This is a genomic window from Bacillus sp. AFS059628, assembly GCF_002571225.1.
Taxonomy (GTDB): Bacteria; Bacillota; Bacilli; order Bacillales; family Bacillaceae_G; genus Bacillus_A.
Genome location: NZ_NVEC01000030.1, coordinates 47,887 through 66,772, shown reverse-complemented (window position 1 = coordinate 66,772; position 18,886 = coordinate 47,887). Strand labels below are relative to the sequence as shown.

At 35.3% G+C, this 18,886-nt stretch carries 14 protein-coding genes; 5 read left to right on the top strand and 9 right to left on the bottom strand.

All coding sequences use genetic code 11. The features are described 5' to 3' along the window. Positions 1-351 precede the first annotated feature (351 nt). The 7 genes from COL05_RS11520 to fdhF all read right to left on the bottom strand — a co-directional run bounded on the left by COL05_RS11520 (position 352) and on the right by fdhF (position 11,870). Entirely contained in the window at positions 352-2,718 is a 2,367-nt protein-coding gene (locus tag COL05_RS11520; protein ID WP_098668701.1) for a heavy metal translocating P-type ATPase, read from the bottom strand. Positions 2,719-2,741: 23 nt separating this feature from the next. Next, positions 2,742-3,119, bottom strand: a complete 378-nt coding sequence (locus tag COL05_RS11515; protein WP_000290207.1) for an ArsR/SmtB family transcription factor — start codon at positions 3,117-3,119, stop codon at positions 2,742-2,744. 268 nt (positions 3,120-3,387) lie between these two features. Further along, positions 3,388-4,803, bottom strand: a complete 1,416-nt coding sequence (locus COL05_RS11510; protein WP_098668700.1) for an amino acid permease — start codon at positions 4,801-4,803, stop codon at positions 3,388-3,390. Positions 4,804-4,906: 103 nt separating this feature from the next. Then, positions 4,907-6,040, bottom strand: a complete 1,134-nt coding sequence (ald, locus tag COL05_RS11505; protein WP_001219742.1) for an alanine dehydrogenase — start codon at positions 6,038-6,040, stop codon at positions 4,907-4,909. Between the two features lie 371 nt (positions 6,041-6,411). Further along, positions 6,412-8,283, bottom strand: a complete 1,872-nt coding sequence (locus tag COL05_RS11500) for a glycerophosphoryl diester phosphodiesterase membrane domain-containing protein (protein ID WP_098668699.1) — start codon at positions 8,281-8,283, stop codon at positions 6,412-6,414. A gap of 155 nt (positions 8,284-8,438) precedes the next feature. Further along, complete coding sequence (locus COL05_RS11495) at positions 8,439-8,921, bottom strand: helical membrane plugin domain-containing protein (protein WP_098668698.1); 483 nt, start codon at positions 8,919-8,921, stop codon at positions 8,439-8,441. Between the two features lie 12 nt (positions 8,922-8,933). Continuing rightward, positions 8,934-11,870 (bottom strand): formate dehydrogenase subunit alpha, encoded by a 2,937-nt coding sequence (fdhF, locus tag COL05_RS11490; RefSeq protein WP_098668697.1) that lies wholly within the window; start codon positions 11,868-11,870, stop codon positions 8,934-8,936. A 302-nt stretch (positions 11,871-12,172) separates the two neighbouring features. On the opposite strand from fdhF, the gene fdhD reads away from it, so the two are divergent. Both fdhD and COL05_RS11480 read left to right on the top strand, forming a co-directional pair. Then, the gene (gene fdhD, locus COL05_RS11485) at positions 12,173-12,979 is read left to right on the top strand and encodes a formate dehydrogenase accessory sulfurtransferase FdhD (RefSeq protein WP_098668696.1); all 807 of its coding nucleotides are present in this window, start codon (positions 12,173-12,175) and stop codon (positions 12,977-12,979) included. Between the two features lie 231 nt (positions 12,980-13,210). Next, a complete protein-coding gene (locus tag COL05_RS11480; RefSeq protein WP_000405883.1) occupies positions 13,211-13,717 on the top strand; it encodes a GNAT family N-acetyltransferase in 507 nt (168 codons plus the stop codon). Positions 13,718-14,061: 344 nt separating this feature from the next. On the opposite strand, the gene COL05_RS31825 is transcribed toward COL05_RS11480, so the two are convergent. Continuing rightward, positions 14,062-14,184, bottom strand: a complete 123-nt coding sequence (locus COL05_RS31825; protein ID WP_001068388.1) for a hypothetical protein — start codon at positions 14,182-14,184, stop codon at positions 14,062-14,064. Between the two features lie 330 nt (positions 14,185-14,514). Between COL05_RS31825 and COL05_RS11470 the strand changes: the two genes are divergently transcribed. From COL05_RS11470 to COL05_RS11460, 3 genes are all read left to right on the top strand, one after another. Continuing rightward, positions 14,515-15,186, top strand: coding sequence for a response regulator transcription factor (locus tag COL05_RS11470; protein ID WP_000238949.1), 672 nt, complete (start codon positions 14,515-14,517; stop codon positions 15,184-15,186). Between the two features lie 65 nt (positions 15,187-15,251). Beyond that, entirely contained in the window at positions 15,252-16,706 is a 1,455-nt protein-coding gene (locus COL05_RS11465) for a sensor histidine kinase (RefSeq protein ID WP_098668695.1), read from the top strand. Positions 16,707-16,854: 148 nt separating this feature from the next. Beyond that, the gene (locus COL05_RS11460; RefSeq protein ID WP_000351216.1) at positions 16,855-17,367 is read left to right on the top strand and encodes a GNAT family N-acetyltransferase; all 513 of its coding nucleotides are present in this window, start codon (positions 16,855-16,857) and stop codon (positions 17,365-17,367) included. A 35-nt stretch (positions 17,368-17,402) separates the two neighbouring features. Here COL05_RS11460 and pdxR read toward each other — a convergent pair whose 3' ends face one another. Next, positions 17,403-18,803: a MocR-like pyridoxine biosynthesis transcription factor PdxR gene (pdxR, locus tag COL05_RS11455; RefSeq protein WP_098668694.1), complete on the bottom strand. Its 1,401-nt coding sequence runs from the start codon at positions 18,801-18,803 to the stop codon at positions 17,403-17,405. Positions 18,804-18,886: the final 83 nt, after the last annotated feature.

Genomic DNA, 18,886 nt, shown 5'->3' with positions numbered 1-18,886 from the left:
TGAAACTTTAATCAGTGGGGTTTTCTTCATCCCCCACTGATTATTAGCACTCACCAATCGGACTTTTATGGGCAGTTGATCCCCTACCTAAATTCTTTGCTTTCGCTAAATTTTGAGGTGGGGGTCTTACTGCCCATTAAAGCGGGATAAAACAGAGAAGCTTCCCCTTCTCTGTTTTTTCATGCTATATATATCTTTATGAAAAATATATTAACATAATAAGACAAATATTTTTTATTTGTAAATTTTAATATTAAGTTATTCATTATTAAAATAATATTTGCTATTATTTTATTGAGTCAATTTCAACAAAACAACTTAAAAAAGAGGACGCAAGTTGCGTCCTCTTTTTTATAAATCTTTCACTCGTAGTACACGCATTGCATTTAACACTGCAAGTAGTGTCACACCGACATCTGAGAAGACAGCTTCCCACATTGTTGCAATACCGAAAGCACCAAGTAATAAAACTAATCCTTTTACTCCTAATGCAAAGATGATATTTTGCCATACAATGCGTCTTGTACGTTTTGCAATGTTTACAGCTGTCGCAATTTTTGAAGGCTCATCAGTCATAATAACGATATCTGCCGCTTCAATTGCTGCATCTGATCCTAAACCACCCATCGCAATACCAACATCTGCTCTTGCTAATACTGGTGTGTCATTAATGCCATCACCAACGAAAGCAACTTTTTCTTTTCCGTGCTTCGCTGCATCAATTTTTTCAATTTCTTCTACTTTTTGTTGCGGTAATAGTTCTGCGTGAACTTCATCTAAACCTAATTCTTTACCAACAGCTTCACCAACTGTTTTTGCATCCCCAGTTAACATGACTGTCTTCTTAATACCTAATTCCTTTAACTTTTGAATTGCTTGTTTTGAATCTTCTTTTACCTCATCAGAGATAACAATATAACCTGCGTATTTCCCATCTACAGCAACGTGAACTAATGTACCTACTGTTTCTGGTTGCTTAAATGTAATGTTTTCTTTTCTCATTAATTTAGCATTACCTGCAAAAATTTCTTTTCCTTGTACTTTTACGACTGTACCGTGACCAGAAATTTCGTTATAATCATCGATTATTTTTTCATCAATTGATTTTCCATATGCATTTCGAATCGATTGTGCAATCGGATGGTTAGAATACACTTCAGCAAATGCTGCATACTCTAATAATTCTTCATTTGTAATGCCTTCGCTTGGTTCCATTTTTGTAACTTTGAAGACACCTTTTGTTAATGTTCCTGTTTTATCAAAGACAATATATTTCACATCATTTAAAGCTTCTAAGTAGTTACTTCCTTTTACTAACACACCACTTTTAGATGCGCCACCGATACCTCCAAAGAATCCAAGAGGAATAGATACAACTAACGCACATGGACAAGAGATTACTAAGAACACTAACGCTCTATAAATCCAATCTGCAAATGTCGCTCCTTCTAAAATAAGTGGTGGAATAAACGCCATGATCGCTGCTGTAATAACTACAACTGGAGTGTAGTAACGTGCAAACTTCGTAATAAAGTTTTCTGTCGGCGCTTTTTTACTGCTTGCATTTTGAACTAAATCTAAAATTTTTGATACAGTTGATTCGCCAAACTCTTTTGTAACTTCAATTGTTAATACACCATTTTGGTTCACAAAACCACTTAGTACATCATTTCCAACTTCCACTTCACGTGGTACAGATTCACCAGTCAATGCTGAAGTATCTACCATGGATGTTCCTTCAATTACTTTTCCGTCTAACGGTACTTTCTCACCAGGTTTCACGATAATATAATCACCGATTTGTACATCTTCTGGCGATACTTGTTTCGTTTCATTTCCAACTTTTACATTCGCATAATCAGGACGAATATCCATTAACGAAGTAATTGATTTTCGAGAACGGTTTACCGCAATACTTTGGAATAATTCCCCTACTTGATAGAATAACATTACTGCAACCGCTTCTGGGTATTGCTGGATCGCGAAAGCTCCTAGTGTTGCAATTGCCATTAAGAAGTTCTCATCGAACACTTGACCACGAGTTATGTTTCTTACCGCTCTCCAAACGATATCTCCACCTATTAATAAATACGCAAGGACGAATAACGGAATTGTGATCATTTGTGGTAAGCCAGCTAATGCAGCAATTGCTGTCAAAATTCCGCCGACCACTAATCGTCCTACCATCTTTTTCACATTTGCTTCACCATGGTCGTGACTATGCCCGTGATCATGACCACCTTTTTCTTCACGAACAACTTTCACATCTGGCTCTAACTTTTGAACAACATTTGTTATATTTGCTACAGTCGCTTCTAATTCTCTTTTATTCGCTACTTCAACTCTTAATTTTTTTGATACGAAATCAACAGTTGCTGCTGAAACAGTCGGCATTTCTTTCACTTTATTTTCAATCTTCATCGCACAGTTTGCACAATCTAAACCTTCTAATATAAATACTTCTTTTGCTACTTTTGTACTTTTTTCTTCTTGCACTTTAATGTGCGGTTCTAATTTTGTAACGAGTTGTTTCGCTTCTGTAACAACTTCGCTTTCTTTATTTTGTTCTGTTTCTAACACCATTGTTTTTGTTGCGAAATTTACAGAGCAAGAATTTACTCCTTCTATATTTCCAACACCTTTTTCGATTTTCATTGCACAGTTCGCACAATCTAAACCTTCTAACATCAGTTTCTTTTTCACTAATGCTTCAGCCATCGTTCTCCCTCCTCGCGTTCTTTTTATTCTTCCTCGTTTACGTGTTCAAACGCTTGCTCGAAGATATGAATTACGTGCTGGTCAGCTAACGAATAATAAACGACCTTTCCTTCTTTACGATTCTTTACAAGTTTCGCTTGCTTTAACACACGAAGCTGGTGTGAAATAGATGATTGTGTCATTCCTAATAAATACGCTAAATCACAAACGCACATTTCTGCTTCAAATAACGCATGTAATATTCTCGTACGTGTACGATCGCCTAATACTTTAAATAGTTCTGCTACTTTACTTAAACTTTCATCAGTTGGAATTGTTTGTTTTACTTGATCAACAACTTCTTCATGAATTATCGTTTGAGAACATGTCTCTTGTGGTGTTTCTACTTTATTTACAGCCATTATAGCTCACCTCTTTATTTGAACATATGAACAATCATTCATATATCTTATACTCTTATTATATGAGCGTCCATTCATATGTGTCAATGAAATCTCATACATTTTTTTGAACATTTCGTTCACATTTTAAAAAAGATCTACACATATTTTCCGCATCCATTACATTCTCATACAAAAAAGGATGTACATTTTACCCAAAAGAAAAAAGCCTTGCGCGCTCCCTAGACGCACAAGGCTTACTATACTTATATCCCTTTTAATTAAGCTTTTAATTAGCTTGTTCTAAATTATCCTGCGAACTTCCATCGTCTTTTAAATGACTATGTTTTTTCGAATAAACAAAGTATACAACTACTCCAATTGCTAACCAAATACCGAAGTAAATCCATGTTGTTAACGGTAGGTTAAACATTAAGAATAGACAACATGCGATTGAAATAATCGGTAGCGTTGGTACAAGTGGTACCACAAAGCCTCGTTTTAAGTTCGGATGTGTTTTACGAAGAATAATAACTGACACACCTACCATCGCAAATGTTAACAATGCTCCAATATTCGCTAAATTCGACAATTCTTTTAAATCGATAAATCCAGCAATTAAAGCACTACCAATACCTGTTAACCAAGTTGAGAATACTGGCGCTTCTGTTTTCTTATTAATTTTCGCAAATGATTTCGGTAATAAACCATCACGGCTCATCGCGAAGAATACACGTGTTGTTGCATAAATGTAAGCAAAGATTACAGCCATAATACCAATTACAGCTCCAACTGCGATTACACCTGCTACTTTATCTTGTCCTACAACCTCTAACACATATGCCATAGCCTCTGGTACATCTAACTCTTTATAAGAAACCATACCTGTCATAACGAGACAAACTACAACATAAATGATTGTACAAATTACTAACGAAACAATAATACCAATCGGTAAATCACGTTGTGGATTTTTTACTTCTTCAGCAGAAGTTGCTAATGCATCAAATCCTAAGAAAGCGAAGAATACTGCTGCTCCTCCGGCAAAGATTCCGCTCATACCGTATGGTGCAAATGGTGTCCAGTTTTCTGGTTGTACGTAAAACGCACCAACTGCAATGAATAAAATAACAATACCAATTTTGATTAATACCATTATGTTATTCACACGTTTACTTTCTTTCGTACCTCTTGATAATAACCAAGTTAAAACTAAAGTAATAACTACTGCTGGTAAATTCACAATTCCACCTTGTGATGGAATTTTTAACAGCTCTGTTGGAATTTCTAACCCAAATCCACTCACTAAGTTATTGAAATAACCTGTCCATCCACCAGCTACTGCGGCAGTTGTTACGACATATACAGATAGTAATGTCCATCCCATTAGGTGGGCAATAAACTCACCAATTGTCGCATATGAATATGTGTACACACTACCTGAAACCGGCAGTGTAGATGCAACTTCTGCATAACATAATGCTGCAAACCCACAAACAATCGCTGCAATCATGAATGAAAAAATAACTGCTGGACCAGCATCTCTTGCTGCTACTAATCCTGTTAATACTAGAACTCCTGTACCAATTATCGCACCAATCCCTAGCATTGTTAGGTCGAATGCCCCTAGCGTTTTCGTTAAAGTTTTACTTTTACTTTCCCCTAACAATTGCGTAACGGATTTCTTTTTAAATAGGTTGGCCACGATGTATGCCCCCTTTTGCCAAGAAGAGCTAAGAGATATTCACTCTTAGCTCTTATCATGTTGGTTTATATATTGTTCGATTTTGTTTTGTATAATGCTTCTATTAGCAAGATACTGTTTCTGCTTCTAATAATTCTTTAGCACCTTTGTACTCTACACCGTGAGCTTCTGCAACTGCTTCAAATGTTACATAGCCGTCTAATGTGTTAATACCTTTTAGTAACGCAGAGTTGCCTAGGCAAGCTTCTTTGTAGCCTTTGTTCGCAATTTGTACTGCGTATGGTACTGTTACGTTTGTTAATGCAAGAGTTGATGTACGTGGAACCGCACCTGGCATGTTTGCAACTGCATAATGAACAACGCCGTGTTTTTCGTAAGTTGGGTTATCATGAGTTGTAATACGGTCAGTTGTTTCGAAAATACCACCTTGGTCAATCGCGATATCTACAACAACAGAACCTGGTTCCATTGATTTAATCATTTCTTCTGTTACAAGTTTTGGCGCTTTTGCACCTGGGATTAATACTGCACCGATTACAAGATCAGACTCTTTTACAGCTTCTGCAATATTGTAAGGATTAGACATTAAAGTTTTTACTTGGTTTCCGAAAATGTCATCTAATTGACGAAGACGTTCTGCACTTAAGTCGATGATTGTTACATCCGCACCTAGTCCAACTGCAATTTTAGCAGCATTTGTACCAGCTTGTCCACCACCGATGATTGTTACTTTACCACGTTTAACCCCTGGAACACCTGCAAGTAAGATACCTTTACCGCCTTTGTTCTTCTCAAGGAATTGTGCACCAATTTGTGCAGCCATACGACCAGCTACTTCACTCATAGGTGCAAGTAATGGTAGAGAACGGTTTTCTAATTGTACTGTTTCATATGCAATAGAAACAACTTTCTTTTCGATTAGTGCTTTTGTTAATTCTGGTTCTGGAGCTAAGTGTAAGTATGTGAATAAGATTAAACCTTCGCTGAAGTGTTTGTATTCGCTTTCAATTGGTTCCTTAACTTTCATAACCATTTCCATGTTCCAAGCTTCTTCAGCTGTATCAACAATTTTTGCTCCTGCTTCAACATACTGAGCATCTGTGAAACCAGATCCTAAACCTGCACCCTTTTGAATGAATACTTCGTGATTGTTACGAATTAAATGTACAACACCTGCTGGTGTCATTGCCACACGGTTTTCGTTGTTTTTAATTTCTGCTGGTACCCCAATACGCATAATGAAATGCCCCCTTATAATTAACAGAAAAAAGAAAGTCTTTTTTCTTTTTGTAATAATTAATAACTTATGTCCTTATTCTAGCATAACTTAAAAGTTATGAAAACGCTAACATACTATATTTTTAAAGTTTATATATTTAGAATAGTGTAAATATATGGAACATTGATTCTATTAGCCTCTTTGTTCCATCTCATTATTTATCACTCTATTTTTATTATACTCCTTCAAAATAAGTAGTAATCATTTATTATTTGACAATAATGTAACGATGTAAGAAACCTCAATGATGCCGTATACATATTCAGTTATTAATTTACACAATACTTTAGAGATATATTCTTTTTGTAAAAAAAAACAGCTGCAGGCATTTAGCCAGCAGCTGGGTAACTTATAAATAACTTAGAAAATAAATCATCTGTTGTTTCCGTAATTTTATCAAACAGATCACTTTCTTCCGCTTCTTGCTCTTTTAACATCTTAATTGTTTCACGTGCATCTTCAGGGTAATCGGTAATGATACCATCTACGTTTAACTTATAATATCCCTTTAAACTTTCCATATCATTTACTGTCCATACGTAAATTGGCTTGTTTAACTTCCTTGCTTCTCTTACTAACTTCTTATTTAACATATATTCTTCCGCTACATAAAAATCAGCTTTCACATTCTTTAAGTTAGCTCTACTTGCATATAGTATATATCCGACTTTTATATCTGCATTTGCACGCTTAAACTCTTTAATAAGCGGGTAATGTAACGTTTGAATGACACATTGCTTCTCAAATTCATTATCTTTAATCGTTTTTAATACTTTATTTACAAAATCTTTTTCGCCACCATGAAGCTTCACTTCAATATTAAGTTTGATTTTACCCTTAGCCAGCTTAATGATTTCATCAAGTGTACTGATTTGTCCTGAAAACCCATCTTGACTAAGAGTAAGCTGTCTTAACTCGTCCATCGTTAAATCCGAAACATGAACATTAGCATTTGCAAGACGTTTCAACTTCAAATCATGTATAACTGCTAGTTCACCGTCTTTCGTTTGTAGTACATCAATTTCAGCGTAGTCTGCTTTCGCATCAATAGCTCCCTGCACAGCTTCTTTCGTATTCTCTACACCTTTTGAAATATAACCGCGATGAGCCATAATAATCGGTTCTTTATATGTGTTTGTAATAAAGGTTACAATGAAGGCAACAACCATTCCCGCAGTAATAATTCCTACAATATATACGCCAATAAATTTCCAACGATGTTTTTGGAAGAAACATTTATCTGCTTTCGTCTTTGAATAATCTAATCCTTCTTCTAATAAAACATCTTCGATTGGAACCTTTTGTAAATACAGTCTTGTTAACGCCATAATATAGAACGGCGTCATAATAAAGCTAAATAGATACAATGTACTTGTTAGGAAAACAGAAATAGTTGACTCTGCTAGTAGTGCAAATGTCCCTTCTGGGTTTGTAAATTCATATACTCCCCACAGACAAAGTAAATAAATTCCTATACATAAAAGAAAAACAATTCCTACAGATATGAAAAAACCTACTAAAAAGAACAACACTTTAAAGAAGCTTTCTTTTACTAGGTTTGCGCTTTTTCGTGCTGCCGTACGGAACGGCTTATCCTCTAAAACAATAATAGGTAAAACAAAAATCCAACGAAGATTCAAATAGGCAACTACAGCAAAGAAAGTATAATATCCCACTTGCCCCATTGTTGTCTTAAATAGTTCACCTGTAATAAAATTAGGAATTTGAATTTCAGGAATCAATGCAGATTTATATCCCATACTTAATAGTGGTAATAGTACAACTGCATACAAAACAAATCCAGGTAAGCAATATGTAAACAGAGAAGGTAAATACGTTACTGTTTTATATAAAATTGGACGTAATCTCACCTTTTGCCTTTTATGAGCGAAGTACGAAATGATAATAAGTACTGCAAACTCTGTAAAGATCAGGAACAATGCCAATATAGATAAAATTACAATCGCCAAAATCCCGTATGGTGTTTTCAAAAATGCTAATAACTCATCATTTGTTGCGTTTGCATACCCACCAAAGTACAACAACTTATTGAAAATAATACCGAAAAGTGGGATAAACACAATCGCTGCTAACAATTTATAAGCAAGTTGGAATGTTAACACATTCCAAAAGGCAAATCTAACAGTTTGAAAGGAATGTCTCATTACTCCTGGTATAGATAGTCTTTTACGGTGTTGCATATATTCCTCCACATTCTAAAACGATATTTGAGATGGATTCCACATTTCCATTTCTAACCCATCCCTTTAATAATAATATATTCCGCTTAACATGAACACTCTTATACATACAATGAAAAAAGTGATGGCTACTTCCCATCACTTTTTCATTGAATCTATTTTTTCTCTAACCCTTGTCCAAATGCTTTCAAGAAGCTAAATCCGAATGTAATGGCTCTATTGATATCTGGATCTTTTAACACTTTAAAGAAATCCATTACTTTTGTTTTTTTACCACTCTTTAATTCATCTGTTGCAAATTGCAATCCAGTGACTAAACTCGATGTGATTTGCTTTGTTACTTCTGGGTCAACTGAGGACAGTGCTTCCCCCGCCCCCATCATGTTGTTAAGTGCATTTTTAACTGGTTCACGATTTAATTGCTCCACAGCGATTTTTGAAACATCTTCCTTCGCAGCAAGCAAACTAATCGCCGCATCTAATATACCAGCCTTCTGCAACTGTGCGAGAAGCTGCATTGTTTCTTCTACTGCTTCACGATTATTAGATAGCTCATTTAGAAGTTCCTCTGCTACTTGCTGTTTCTGTTCTTCCTCTGTTATAACTTTCTTTTTAATTAACGTAATTTCTTTCGCCACTATCTCCGCCCCCTAGTCCACAAGTGATACGTATTGTTTTCTTTGCCATTTTTGCTCAATTTCAACACCATTTTGCGGATTACGCTGTTTATCTCTCGGGTTTGAAGATGGTAACGGACGGTTTCCTTTTTCACGTAATACACGCATTTTCACCATCGTTTGCTTATACGCCGGTGTACACGTATACAGGTCTGTTGCCGTCCCAGTTAAAATATTAATCGCTTCTTCATTTATCGTTGCATGCATCGGTAAATATAGCTCTTTCCCAGTTACACGATCAGTAATAAGCGCTTGTACTTTAATCTTTCCAAATGGTGATGCTAATTCTACAAGACCACCATCTTTCACATTGCGCTCTATAGCGAGTTCGGGTGAAATTTCAACAAATACTTCAGATACTTTAGATAAAATACCAGCCGACTTATTCGTCATATTCCCTTCATGGAAATGTTCTAGCATACGTCCATTATTTAAAAGTAAATCATACTCATCTGGCGCTACAACCGGTGGTATCCATTCATCTAATGATAAACGAGCGAGTTTATCTGGGAAGTTAAATCCGTCTACATATAATAGTGGTGTATCGCTACCATCATGACTACCCCAACATAAACTATTCCATCCTTCTAGACGGTCGTACGTTGCTTGAGAGTATAACGGTGCAAGTGATGCGATTTCGTCCATAATTTCACTTGGACTTTCGTAATTCCAATCACCGCCGAGTGCACGAGCAACTTTTTGTAAAATCCACCAGTCTGGTTTTGAATCACCAAGCGGTTTCAATACTTCATATAATCTTTGAATACGGCGCTCTGTATTCGTAAACGTACCTTCTTTTTCTAAGCTTGGTGCCGCTGGCAAAATAACATCAGCAAAACGGGCTGTTTTTGATAAGAACATATCTTGAACAACGAGGAAGTCTAAATTCGCTAAAATATGTTGTACATGGTTCGCATTAGAATCGACTAAAGCCATTTCTTCCCCCATGACATACATACCACGTAATTTTCCTTCTTCTGCCGCGAGTAACATTGCAATATTATTTAATCCTGGTGCTTTCGGAATCGTTGTGCCATATGCTTTTTCAAACTTAGCACGAAGCGTATCATCTGATACTGCTTGATAACCTGGAAGCCAGTTTGGTAATGTTGCCATATCACAGGCACCTTGTACGTTATTATGACCTCGTAATGGATATGCGCCTGCACCAGGACGACGATAGTTGCCTGTAACAAGCAGTAAATTTGAAATGGCTGCAGAAGTTGTACTTCCTCCTGTATTTTGCGTTACACCCATTCCCCAAAGCACACAAGTACCATCTGCTTCATATACCATACGAGCCATTTCTTTTAGATTTTCTTTCAAAATCCCCGTGATTTCTTCTGTATAATCAAGCGTATACTTTTCTAACATTTTGCTATATTCATCAAAGTTCTTCACATTTTCAGCTAAAAACTTTTTATCGTGCCAATCTTGATCAATAATATATTTCGTAATACCAGCAAGCCATACGTAATCCGTACCCTGGCGCGGATGAATAAATAAATCCGCACGCTCTGCCATTTCATGTTTGCGAAGGTCTGCTACAATCAGTTTTTGCTCGTGTAATTTATGAGCACGTTTTACACGCGTCGCAAGTACAGGGTGTCCTTCTGTTGGATTCGCACCAACGATAATGACAAGGCCTGCTTCAGCTATATCTTTCACTGTTCCAGCGTCCCCGCCCATACCGACAGTTTTAAATAAACCATCTGTTGCTGGAGATTGACAATAACGAGAACAATTGTCCACATTATTCGTTCCATATATTTGTCGAGCTAGCTTTTGCATAAGGTAGTTTTCTTCATTCGTTACTTTTGATGAAGAAATAAATCCAAATGCATCGCTACCATATTCAGATTTAATATGCTGCATATTAGAAGCAACAACTTCAAGAGCCTCTTCCCAAGTAGCTTCAACAAACATATCTCCTTGGCGAATTAATGGCTTCGTAATGCGATCTTCACTATTTACAAAGTCCCATCCAAATTTTCCTTTTACACATGTGGAAATACCATTAACAGGTGCATCTGAAACAGGTTGAACTTTTAGTATATGGCGATCTTTCGTCCATACTTCGAATGAACAACCGACACCACAAAATGTACAAACTGTTTTTGTTTTATTCACTTTCGTCCTACGCATCGCAGCCTCTACTTCCGAAACCGCTAAAATACTACTATATCCAGGCTCTACATCCTTTACAAAATCAATCATCGGATCTAACACATCTGGTTTTAATCCAGTCATGAATCCAGCTTCTCCTAACATTGATTTTTCCATTAATGCATTACATGGACATACTGTTACACACTGCCCGCAACTTACACAAGACGAGTCATTGATGCTTACACCATGATCCCATATAACACGTGGACGATCTAAGCTCCAATCTATTGATATAGTTTCGTTAACCTGTAAGTTTTGACATACTTCTACACACTGTCCACAAGCAATACATTGATTTGGATCATACCGATAAAAAGGATGTGACATATCCACTTCACAAGCACTTACTTTCGGCTCATACGGATATTTCTGTTCTTCAATTCCCATCATATGTACCGTGTTATGGACTTTACAGTTACCATTATTGTTATCACAAACAGTACAATACAATAAATGATTCTCTAATATTCGATCCATTGCCTCTGTCTGTGCCTCTTTTGCACGCTGGGACTGTCTTTCGATATGCATACCATTCTCTAATTTCGTTGAACAAGCACGCATTAACTTCCCATTCACTTCTACAATACACGTATCACAAGTTTGAATTGGATCTACTTCTGGTACATGACAAATTTGAGGATGTTCCAAATTACTCTCGTTAAATAATTGTAGTATCGTCTTTTCACCCGATGCGGAAAATTCTTTACCATCCACGGTTACACGGACTGTCTGTTCTGCCATAGTTTCCCCTCTCCTTACAACCAACTGTACAAAACACGATTATGAATCCGTTTTCAAAATCGCATTACTGTACATATTTTTGAAACGCTCTGCGCAAATACTTTTCTTATGAAGTCGATTCTAGATGTTATAAGGTATAACTACAAAAGCTTGAAAATATCACTATTCTACCGTTCTATTATATCGTACATATACAATAATAACCAAAATAATCTGTGATCTTCTTGCTAATAGGTGTTTTTATTTCCCCATTGTTTTATGATAAATATGGGAGAGAAATACATATAAAAGGGGAATTTAATATGGGGCCTACGCAAGAGACTTATACAATTGTACGCTATCAATCTGGTACATTTTCAAAACAGCTTGATGAGATTGTTACAGAATCTCCTATTACGATTAAATTGAATGGTGAAGAATATGTAACAGTCGTATGCACACCAAATTATATTGAAGATATGGTAATTGGTTTTTTAATTTCTGAAGGAATTATTTCTTCCTATAAAGATGTTGAAGAACTATGGGTTCAAAAAGATAACGGAATTGTCCATGTAACATCATCAAAAATAAATCCGCTCTATCAAAATTTATATAATAAACGATACATTACTTCTTGCTGCGGAAAAGGTAGACAAGGTTTTATTTTCGTTAACGACGCAGCAAAGGCAAAAGATTTACATGATATACACGTGAAAATTACTCCTGAAGAATGCTTTCACTTAATGAATACTTTACAACAATCTTCCACTACATTTCGCCAAACTGGCGGTGTTCACAATACCGCACTATGCGATCGAAACAATATCCTCCTATCAAGAATGGATATTGGAAGACATAACGCATTAGATAAAATATATGGCCACTGTTTGCGCAATGATATATCCGTTAAAGGAAAAACCATTGCATTTAGCGGTCGCATTTCATCCGAAATTTTACTCAAAGTTTCAAAAATTGGATGCGAAATTGTTCTATCTAAATCTGCTCCAACAAAACTAGCATTGCAACTCGCTCACGATTTAGGCATTACAGTTGTAGGATTTATTAGAAATGGATCTTGTAATATTTACACACATCCACATCGAATTGATGGTTATCAATCGAATAACTAAAATAACTCCTCAATCGAGGAGTTATTTTAGTTATGAAAATGTAATATATTAAACACTTGAATAGTTAATAAAGTTAATATATAATTTCATTACATATTAAAAAACAAAACATTGTAGCATATATCTTTTCATTCTTTTACAAATTAAAAGAGACTGCTAACAAAACGCATACTCAATCTTATAAAAGTAATGGATCTATTTTATTTGAAATCGACCAAGGAGGTTACAACTATGGAAATTCGCTTATTAACGACAGAGGACGCAGAAATATATTTAAAAGTTTGTATGGAAGGTTTAACGAAGAACCCGGAAGCTTTTAGCTCTTCTTATGAAGATGTTCTGAAACATGAGAATCCTGTAGCTGCTATGGCAAAACGATTAAGCAATCCGGATAAGTATACTCTAGGGGTCTTCAAAGATAACGATTTAATCGGCATTGCTACTTTAGAAACAAAGCCTTTCATTAAACAAGAACATAAAGCAAAAATCGGTTCCGTTTTCGTTTCCCCAAAAGCGCGTGGCCTTGGAGCAGGACGAGCTCTCATTAAAGCAATTATTGAAAATGCCGATAAATTACATGTAGAACAACTTATGCTCGATGTTGTAGTTGGTAACGATGCCGCAAAAAAATTATATGAGTCATTAGGCTTCCAAACTTACGGCGTACAAGAGCGTTCATTAAAACATAATGGCCAATATTGGGACGAGGAACATATGGTTCTATTCTTAAATGATTAATACTTCAATATAGTTTTTAAAAGCATCTTCTTATTAAGAAAGGTGCTTTTTTCATCACAACAATGTAATCTTCATGTCACCTTTATCGATCGTACCAAACCTTTCCATTCATTATACTAAAAGTATAAAGTAAAGCACCAATCATGAAATGAACGTATAGCATTCAATTGATACATAAAGGAGAATGTGACATGAAACAAAACAAACGAGCTATGCTTTTAATATGTACTACAGCGATTGTGACTTCTGGGTTAGCAATTTTACCTTGGTTTATCATATAGAACGATTCCTCTAATAATGAAAAAAGCTTATTGCTTCTTAAGAAGCAATAAGCTTTTTTTATATTATAAAATCCCCAAAATTTTATTTACACAACTTATAATAATAACCATAGATACGGCAATGCACATGACAACCGTATTACGATCTTGCTTTTCTTTTTTTGAAATTTCTTCTTTTGGATTCATGTGTATGATCTCCTTTTAAAAAAAAGTGTGAGATAGGAAATTTTTCTTATCCGATGCGAGGTGAATACGAAAACCCTCTCTATCTCACATACACAATAGAATGGAATTGTCATTTTATAAATAAAATGACATGACGTTATGTCGCAACATAGGGTATTTTGTGTCGCTACGTTTTCTATTATAAAAAATAGTTGTGCAAAACTAGTGCATTTTTTATGTCAATTACTCTGAACGAAAAATAACTCTTCCACCCAATCACATAAAAAGAGTTTTTTATTATTTTCATGTAAACTATACAAGTAGAATGAACAGTTTGGGGTGCACAAGATTATGGTAAAAATTTTATTAGTAGACGATGAAGAACGTATGTTACGATTATTAGATCTGTTCTTAAGTCCTCGTGGCTATTTTTGTATGAAAGCTACCTCTGGCCTTGAAGCGCTAAAGTTAATAGAACAAAAAGACTTCGATATTATTTTGTTAGATGTTATGATGCCGAATATGGATGGCTGGGATACTTGCTATCAAATCCGTCAAATTTCCAACGTTCCAATTATTATGCTAACAGCTCGTAACCAAAATTACGATATGGTGAAAGGCCTCACTATGGGCGCGGACGACTATATTACAAAACCATTTGATGAGCATGTATTAGTCGCAAGAATTGAGGCTATATTACGCCGTACAAAGAAAGATGGCTTCGTTAGCTTCAATGGTATTGAGTGGGATAAAACGAAACATACTGTCACAGTATATGACGAAAAAATTTCACTAACTCCTATCGAGTTTTCTTTACTTGGACTATTTTTACAAAATACAAATCGTGCTTATAGCCGAGATGATTTAATCGAAAAAATTTGGGGTTATGAAACAGACATTGAATATAGAACAATCGATTCACATATTCGCAATATCCGTGATAAATTACGCAAAAAAGGATTTCCAGTTGAAAATTACTTAGAAACTGTCTATAAAGTCGGATATAAATGGAAAAGTGAATAATTACTTCGGTCAGTGGAAAATATCGTACCACTGACCGTTTATTATGAATAAGGTATGGTGAGAACATGAGCAAACTTTCCCTTAAAATCGGGACATACTTTTTAATATTAGCTTTATGCATTGAAACAATTGCTTTCGTTTCTTTTTACAAAAGCATTTCAACAATGCGGATTGAAGAAGAAACACTTGCTCTTTTAGAAAAAGGTAATCGCTATAGTAAAAAAATTAAAATTCGCGAGAGACGGGATGAATATTATAAAGAAATGCAACACGCTGAACACAATAAAAATCCTAAACGCCCCGTGTACCCTGAGTTCGAGATTGCAAATGCGGCTGCACACTTAGTTGAATCGGAATCAATTTCTAACTCCGATATAGCTATCATTATTACTGACCATAACGGCAAAATTATTTCCACCTCAGAACCCGTAACAAAGGAAATGCAAAAACAACTTACTTGTAAAACAGAATCTGTCCCAGAAAGCGGATTAATCGTCGAAAGAAACTGGAAAAAATCAAAATTCATCACAACAGTAAGCCCACTTAACACAACAAAGTTTCAAGGAAAGTTATATATGTTATTAAAAACATCTTTCTTAGAAAATATGTTACTTAAACTCATGAACCAATTCCTTATCATTAGTGTTTTAACAATTATTTTGACTACTATTTCTGTCTTTGTTTTTTCTCGTGTTATTACAGAACCACTTATAAAAATGAAGAGGGCAACAGAAAAAATGTCAAAATTAAATACGCCAATTCAATTAGGTATAAAACGAAATGATGAACTTGGGAGCTTAGCAAAAACGATTGAAGATTTGTCCAGTGAACTGACTTATATGAAAAAAGAACGCAATGAATTTCTCGCTAGTGTTGCCCATGAACTATTAACTCCCTTGACCTATATGAAAGGGTATGCGAAGGTAGCAAAGAGAGACTCTTTAACGAAAGAAGAACGAGAAGAATACTTGCAAATCATTGAGGATGAAACAGATAGTGTCACTGATCTCGTCCAAGATTTATTTATGCTTGTACAGTTAGAACAACACCAGTTTGTTATCAAAAAACAAAAAGTAATCCTGAAACCATTTTTAGAACGAATGATTGAAAAAACAAAAACAACATTAACAAATAAACAAATGCAACTCCATGTATATTGCAAAGATGATTTAAAAGTTTGCATAGACGAAAGACGTATGGAGCAAGTTATGTTAAATTTATTACACAATGCTTATCAACATTCGCCAGAAAACACATCTATTACGATACGTGTACTCACGGAAACAGATTCTTTTACAATAAGTGTAGACGATGAGGGAGAAGGTATTCCTGAAGAAGATATCTCACATATTTTCGATCGTTTTTATCGTGTTGATAAATCTAGAACGAGAGCTACTGGGGGAAAAGGTATCGGGCTAGCTGTTGCGAAAGAAATTGTGGAATTGCATAACGGTTCCATTCTAGTAACAAGCAAATTAGGCGTAGGAACAAACTTTATAATTGAGCTACCTTTTGAATAATATGTGTGTGTGAAAACACCAGTAGTAGTAAACACTACTGGTGTTATTTTGTTCATAAAATCAGCTCATATAAGCTAAGCTTTTGAAATTATTCTTATTTCAATATAAAATAAAGATACATTTGTCAAAGATTTGGAGGGTGATATAATTGGATATCCATGTATTAACAAAAGACGAAGCGGAAATTTACTTAGAACTTCGTGTAGAAGGTTTAAAGCAAAACCCTGAAGCTTTCAGCTCTTCTTATGAAGATATTATTAATAAAGAGTGTGCGATTGAATATAAAGCACAAAAATTAGCACAAGATGAAAACTATACGCTAGGTGCATTTAAAGATGGACAATTAATCGGGGTTGCAACACTGGAAACGAAACCATATGTAAAACAAGAACATAAAGCTAAAATCGGTTCTGTATATGTGTCTCCAAAAGCACGCGGACTTGGAGCAGGAAAAGCACTTATTAAAGAATGTCTTGAACTTGCTAAATCTTTAGAGGTAGAACAAGTTATGCTTGATGTTGTTGTCGGCAACGATGGAGCAAAAAAACTTTATGAATCATTAGGATTTAAAACATTCGGTGTACAAGAACGTTCATTAAAATATAACGGACAATATTGGGACGAAGAGCATATGGTCTTATTCTTAGACGAAAATAAATAATAAAAAAACATCCTCTCATGTATGAGGATGTTTTTTTACTTTTTTCTAAACCACGCTGTATTTAATAGTTGAATCGCTTTCGCAATTTCTTCTTCTGATAAGATCGCAAACCCAAGTAAAACGACATTTTCAGGTGCAGTACCGTCTTTATAGTACGTAGAAACAGGATATACTTTAATACTATATTTTGCAGCTTCTTGAATGAGTTCCTCTTCTCGCATTCCATTATGCACTTGTAATAAAATGTGCAATCCCGAATCTTCTCCTATCACTTCAACACGATTAGAGAAATACTTTTCTATTTCAAAGACAAGTCGATCCCTCTTTTTTCGGTAGACGACACGCATTTTATGAATATGTTTTTCCCAATAGCCTTCATTTAAAAACTTTCTAATCACTTCTTGGTCCATTCTCGAAACACTTTGCGTATAAAACAAATATTCCTTTTGATATCTTTCAATTAAATTCTTCGGTAATACGATATAGCTCATCCGTAATGAGGGTAACAAAGCTTTTGATAGCGTCCCCATATAAATAACTTTCCCATCTGTATCTAATCCTTGTAGTGCCGGAATTGGCTTTCCTGAATAGCGAAATTCACTATCGTAATCATCTTCAATAATATATCTATCTTCTGCTTTCTTTGCCCATTGTAAAAGCTGCGTCCTTCTCGTAATAGGCATAATCATTCCATATGGAAACTGATGAGAAGGTGTAACAAATACAACATTTGCAGTGCTATTTTCTAAATCTGCCATACAAATTCCGTCCCTATCTAAAGACAACATTTGAACCTTTTTTTCTCCTTGTTCAAAAACGACCATTTTCCTATGATAACCTGGGTTTTCAACTGCATAATTACTTCCCTTCAACAATTGAAAAAGTAACTTCACTAATATTTGTGTTCCCGCCCCTAATACAATTTGGCTAGCTGAACAACGCACACCTCTAGATTCATACAAATAGTTGGCAATTTCCTCCCTCAAGCTCAATTCCCCTTGAGGATGTCCAAGAAAAAGCAATTCATTATTATGTGGCTGCCATACATCATTTATAAGCTTGCGGTACATAGTGAACGGAAAAGTATGCGTATCAACTCCTGTTTGGGTGAAATCAAATTTATAGTTTTCCTCCCTAAACGGAACCTCTTCTACTTTCGCTTCACTTCCTTCTACATAAATCATTTGTTCAACTTTACATACAAAATAACCTTTTCTCGATGCCGACTCAATATAACCTTCTGCAAGTAATTGCTCGTAAGCCGCTTCTACTGTATTCTTACTCACTTGTAAATAGCTCGCCAGCTTTCTTTTTGCAGGTAATTTTGTTAAAGCCGGAATCGTTCCATCTTTAATCTCTTTTTTTATATACTCATACAATTGCACGTACAATGCTCTTTTACTATTCACATTTAAATTAGGCGTTAATTCTAACATAATATCTGACCCCTTAATAAAACTGAAATCTGATACTTTTTACAGTACCAGAAGTTATATATAATTCCTTTTATCATGTCACA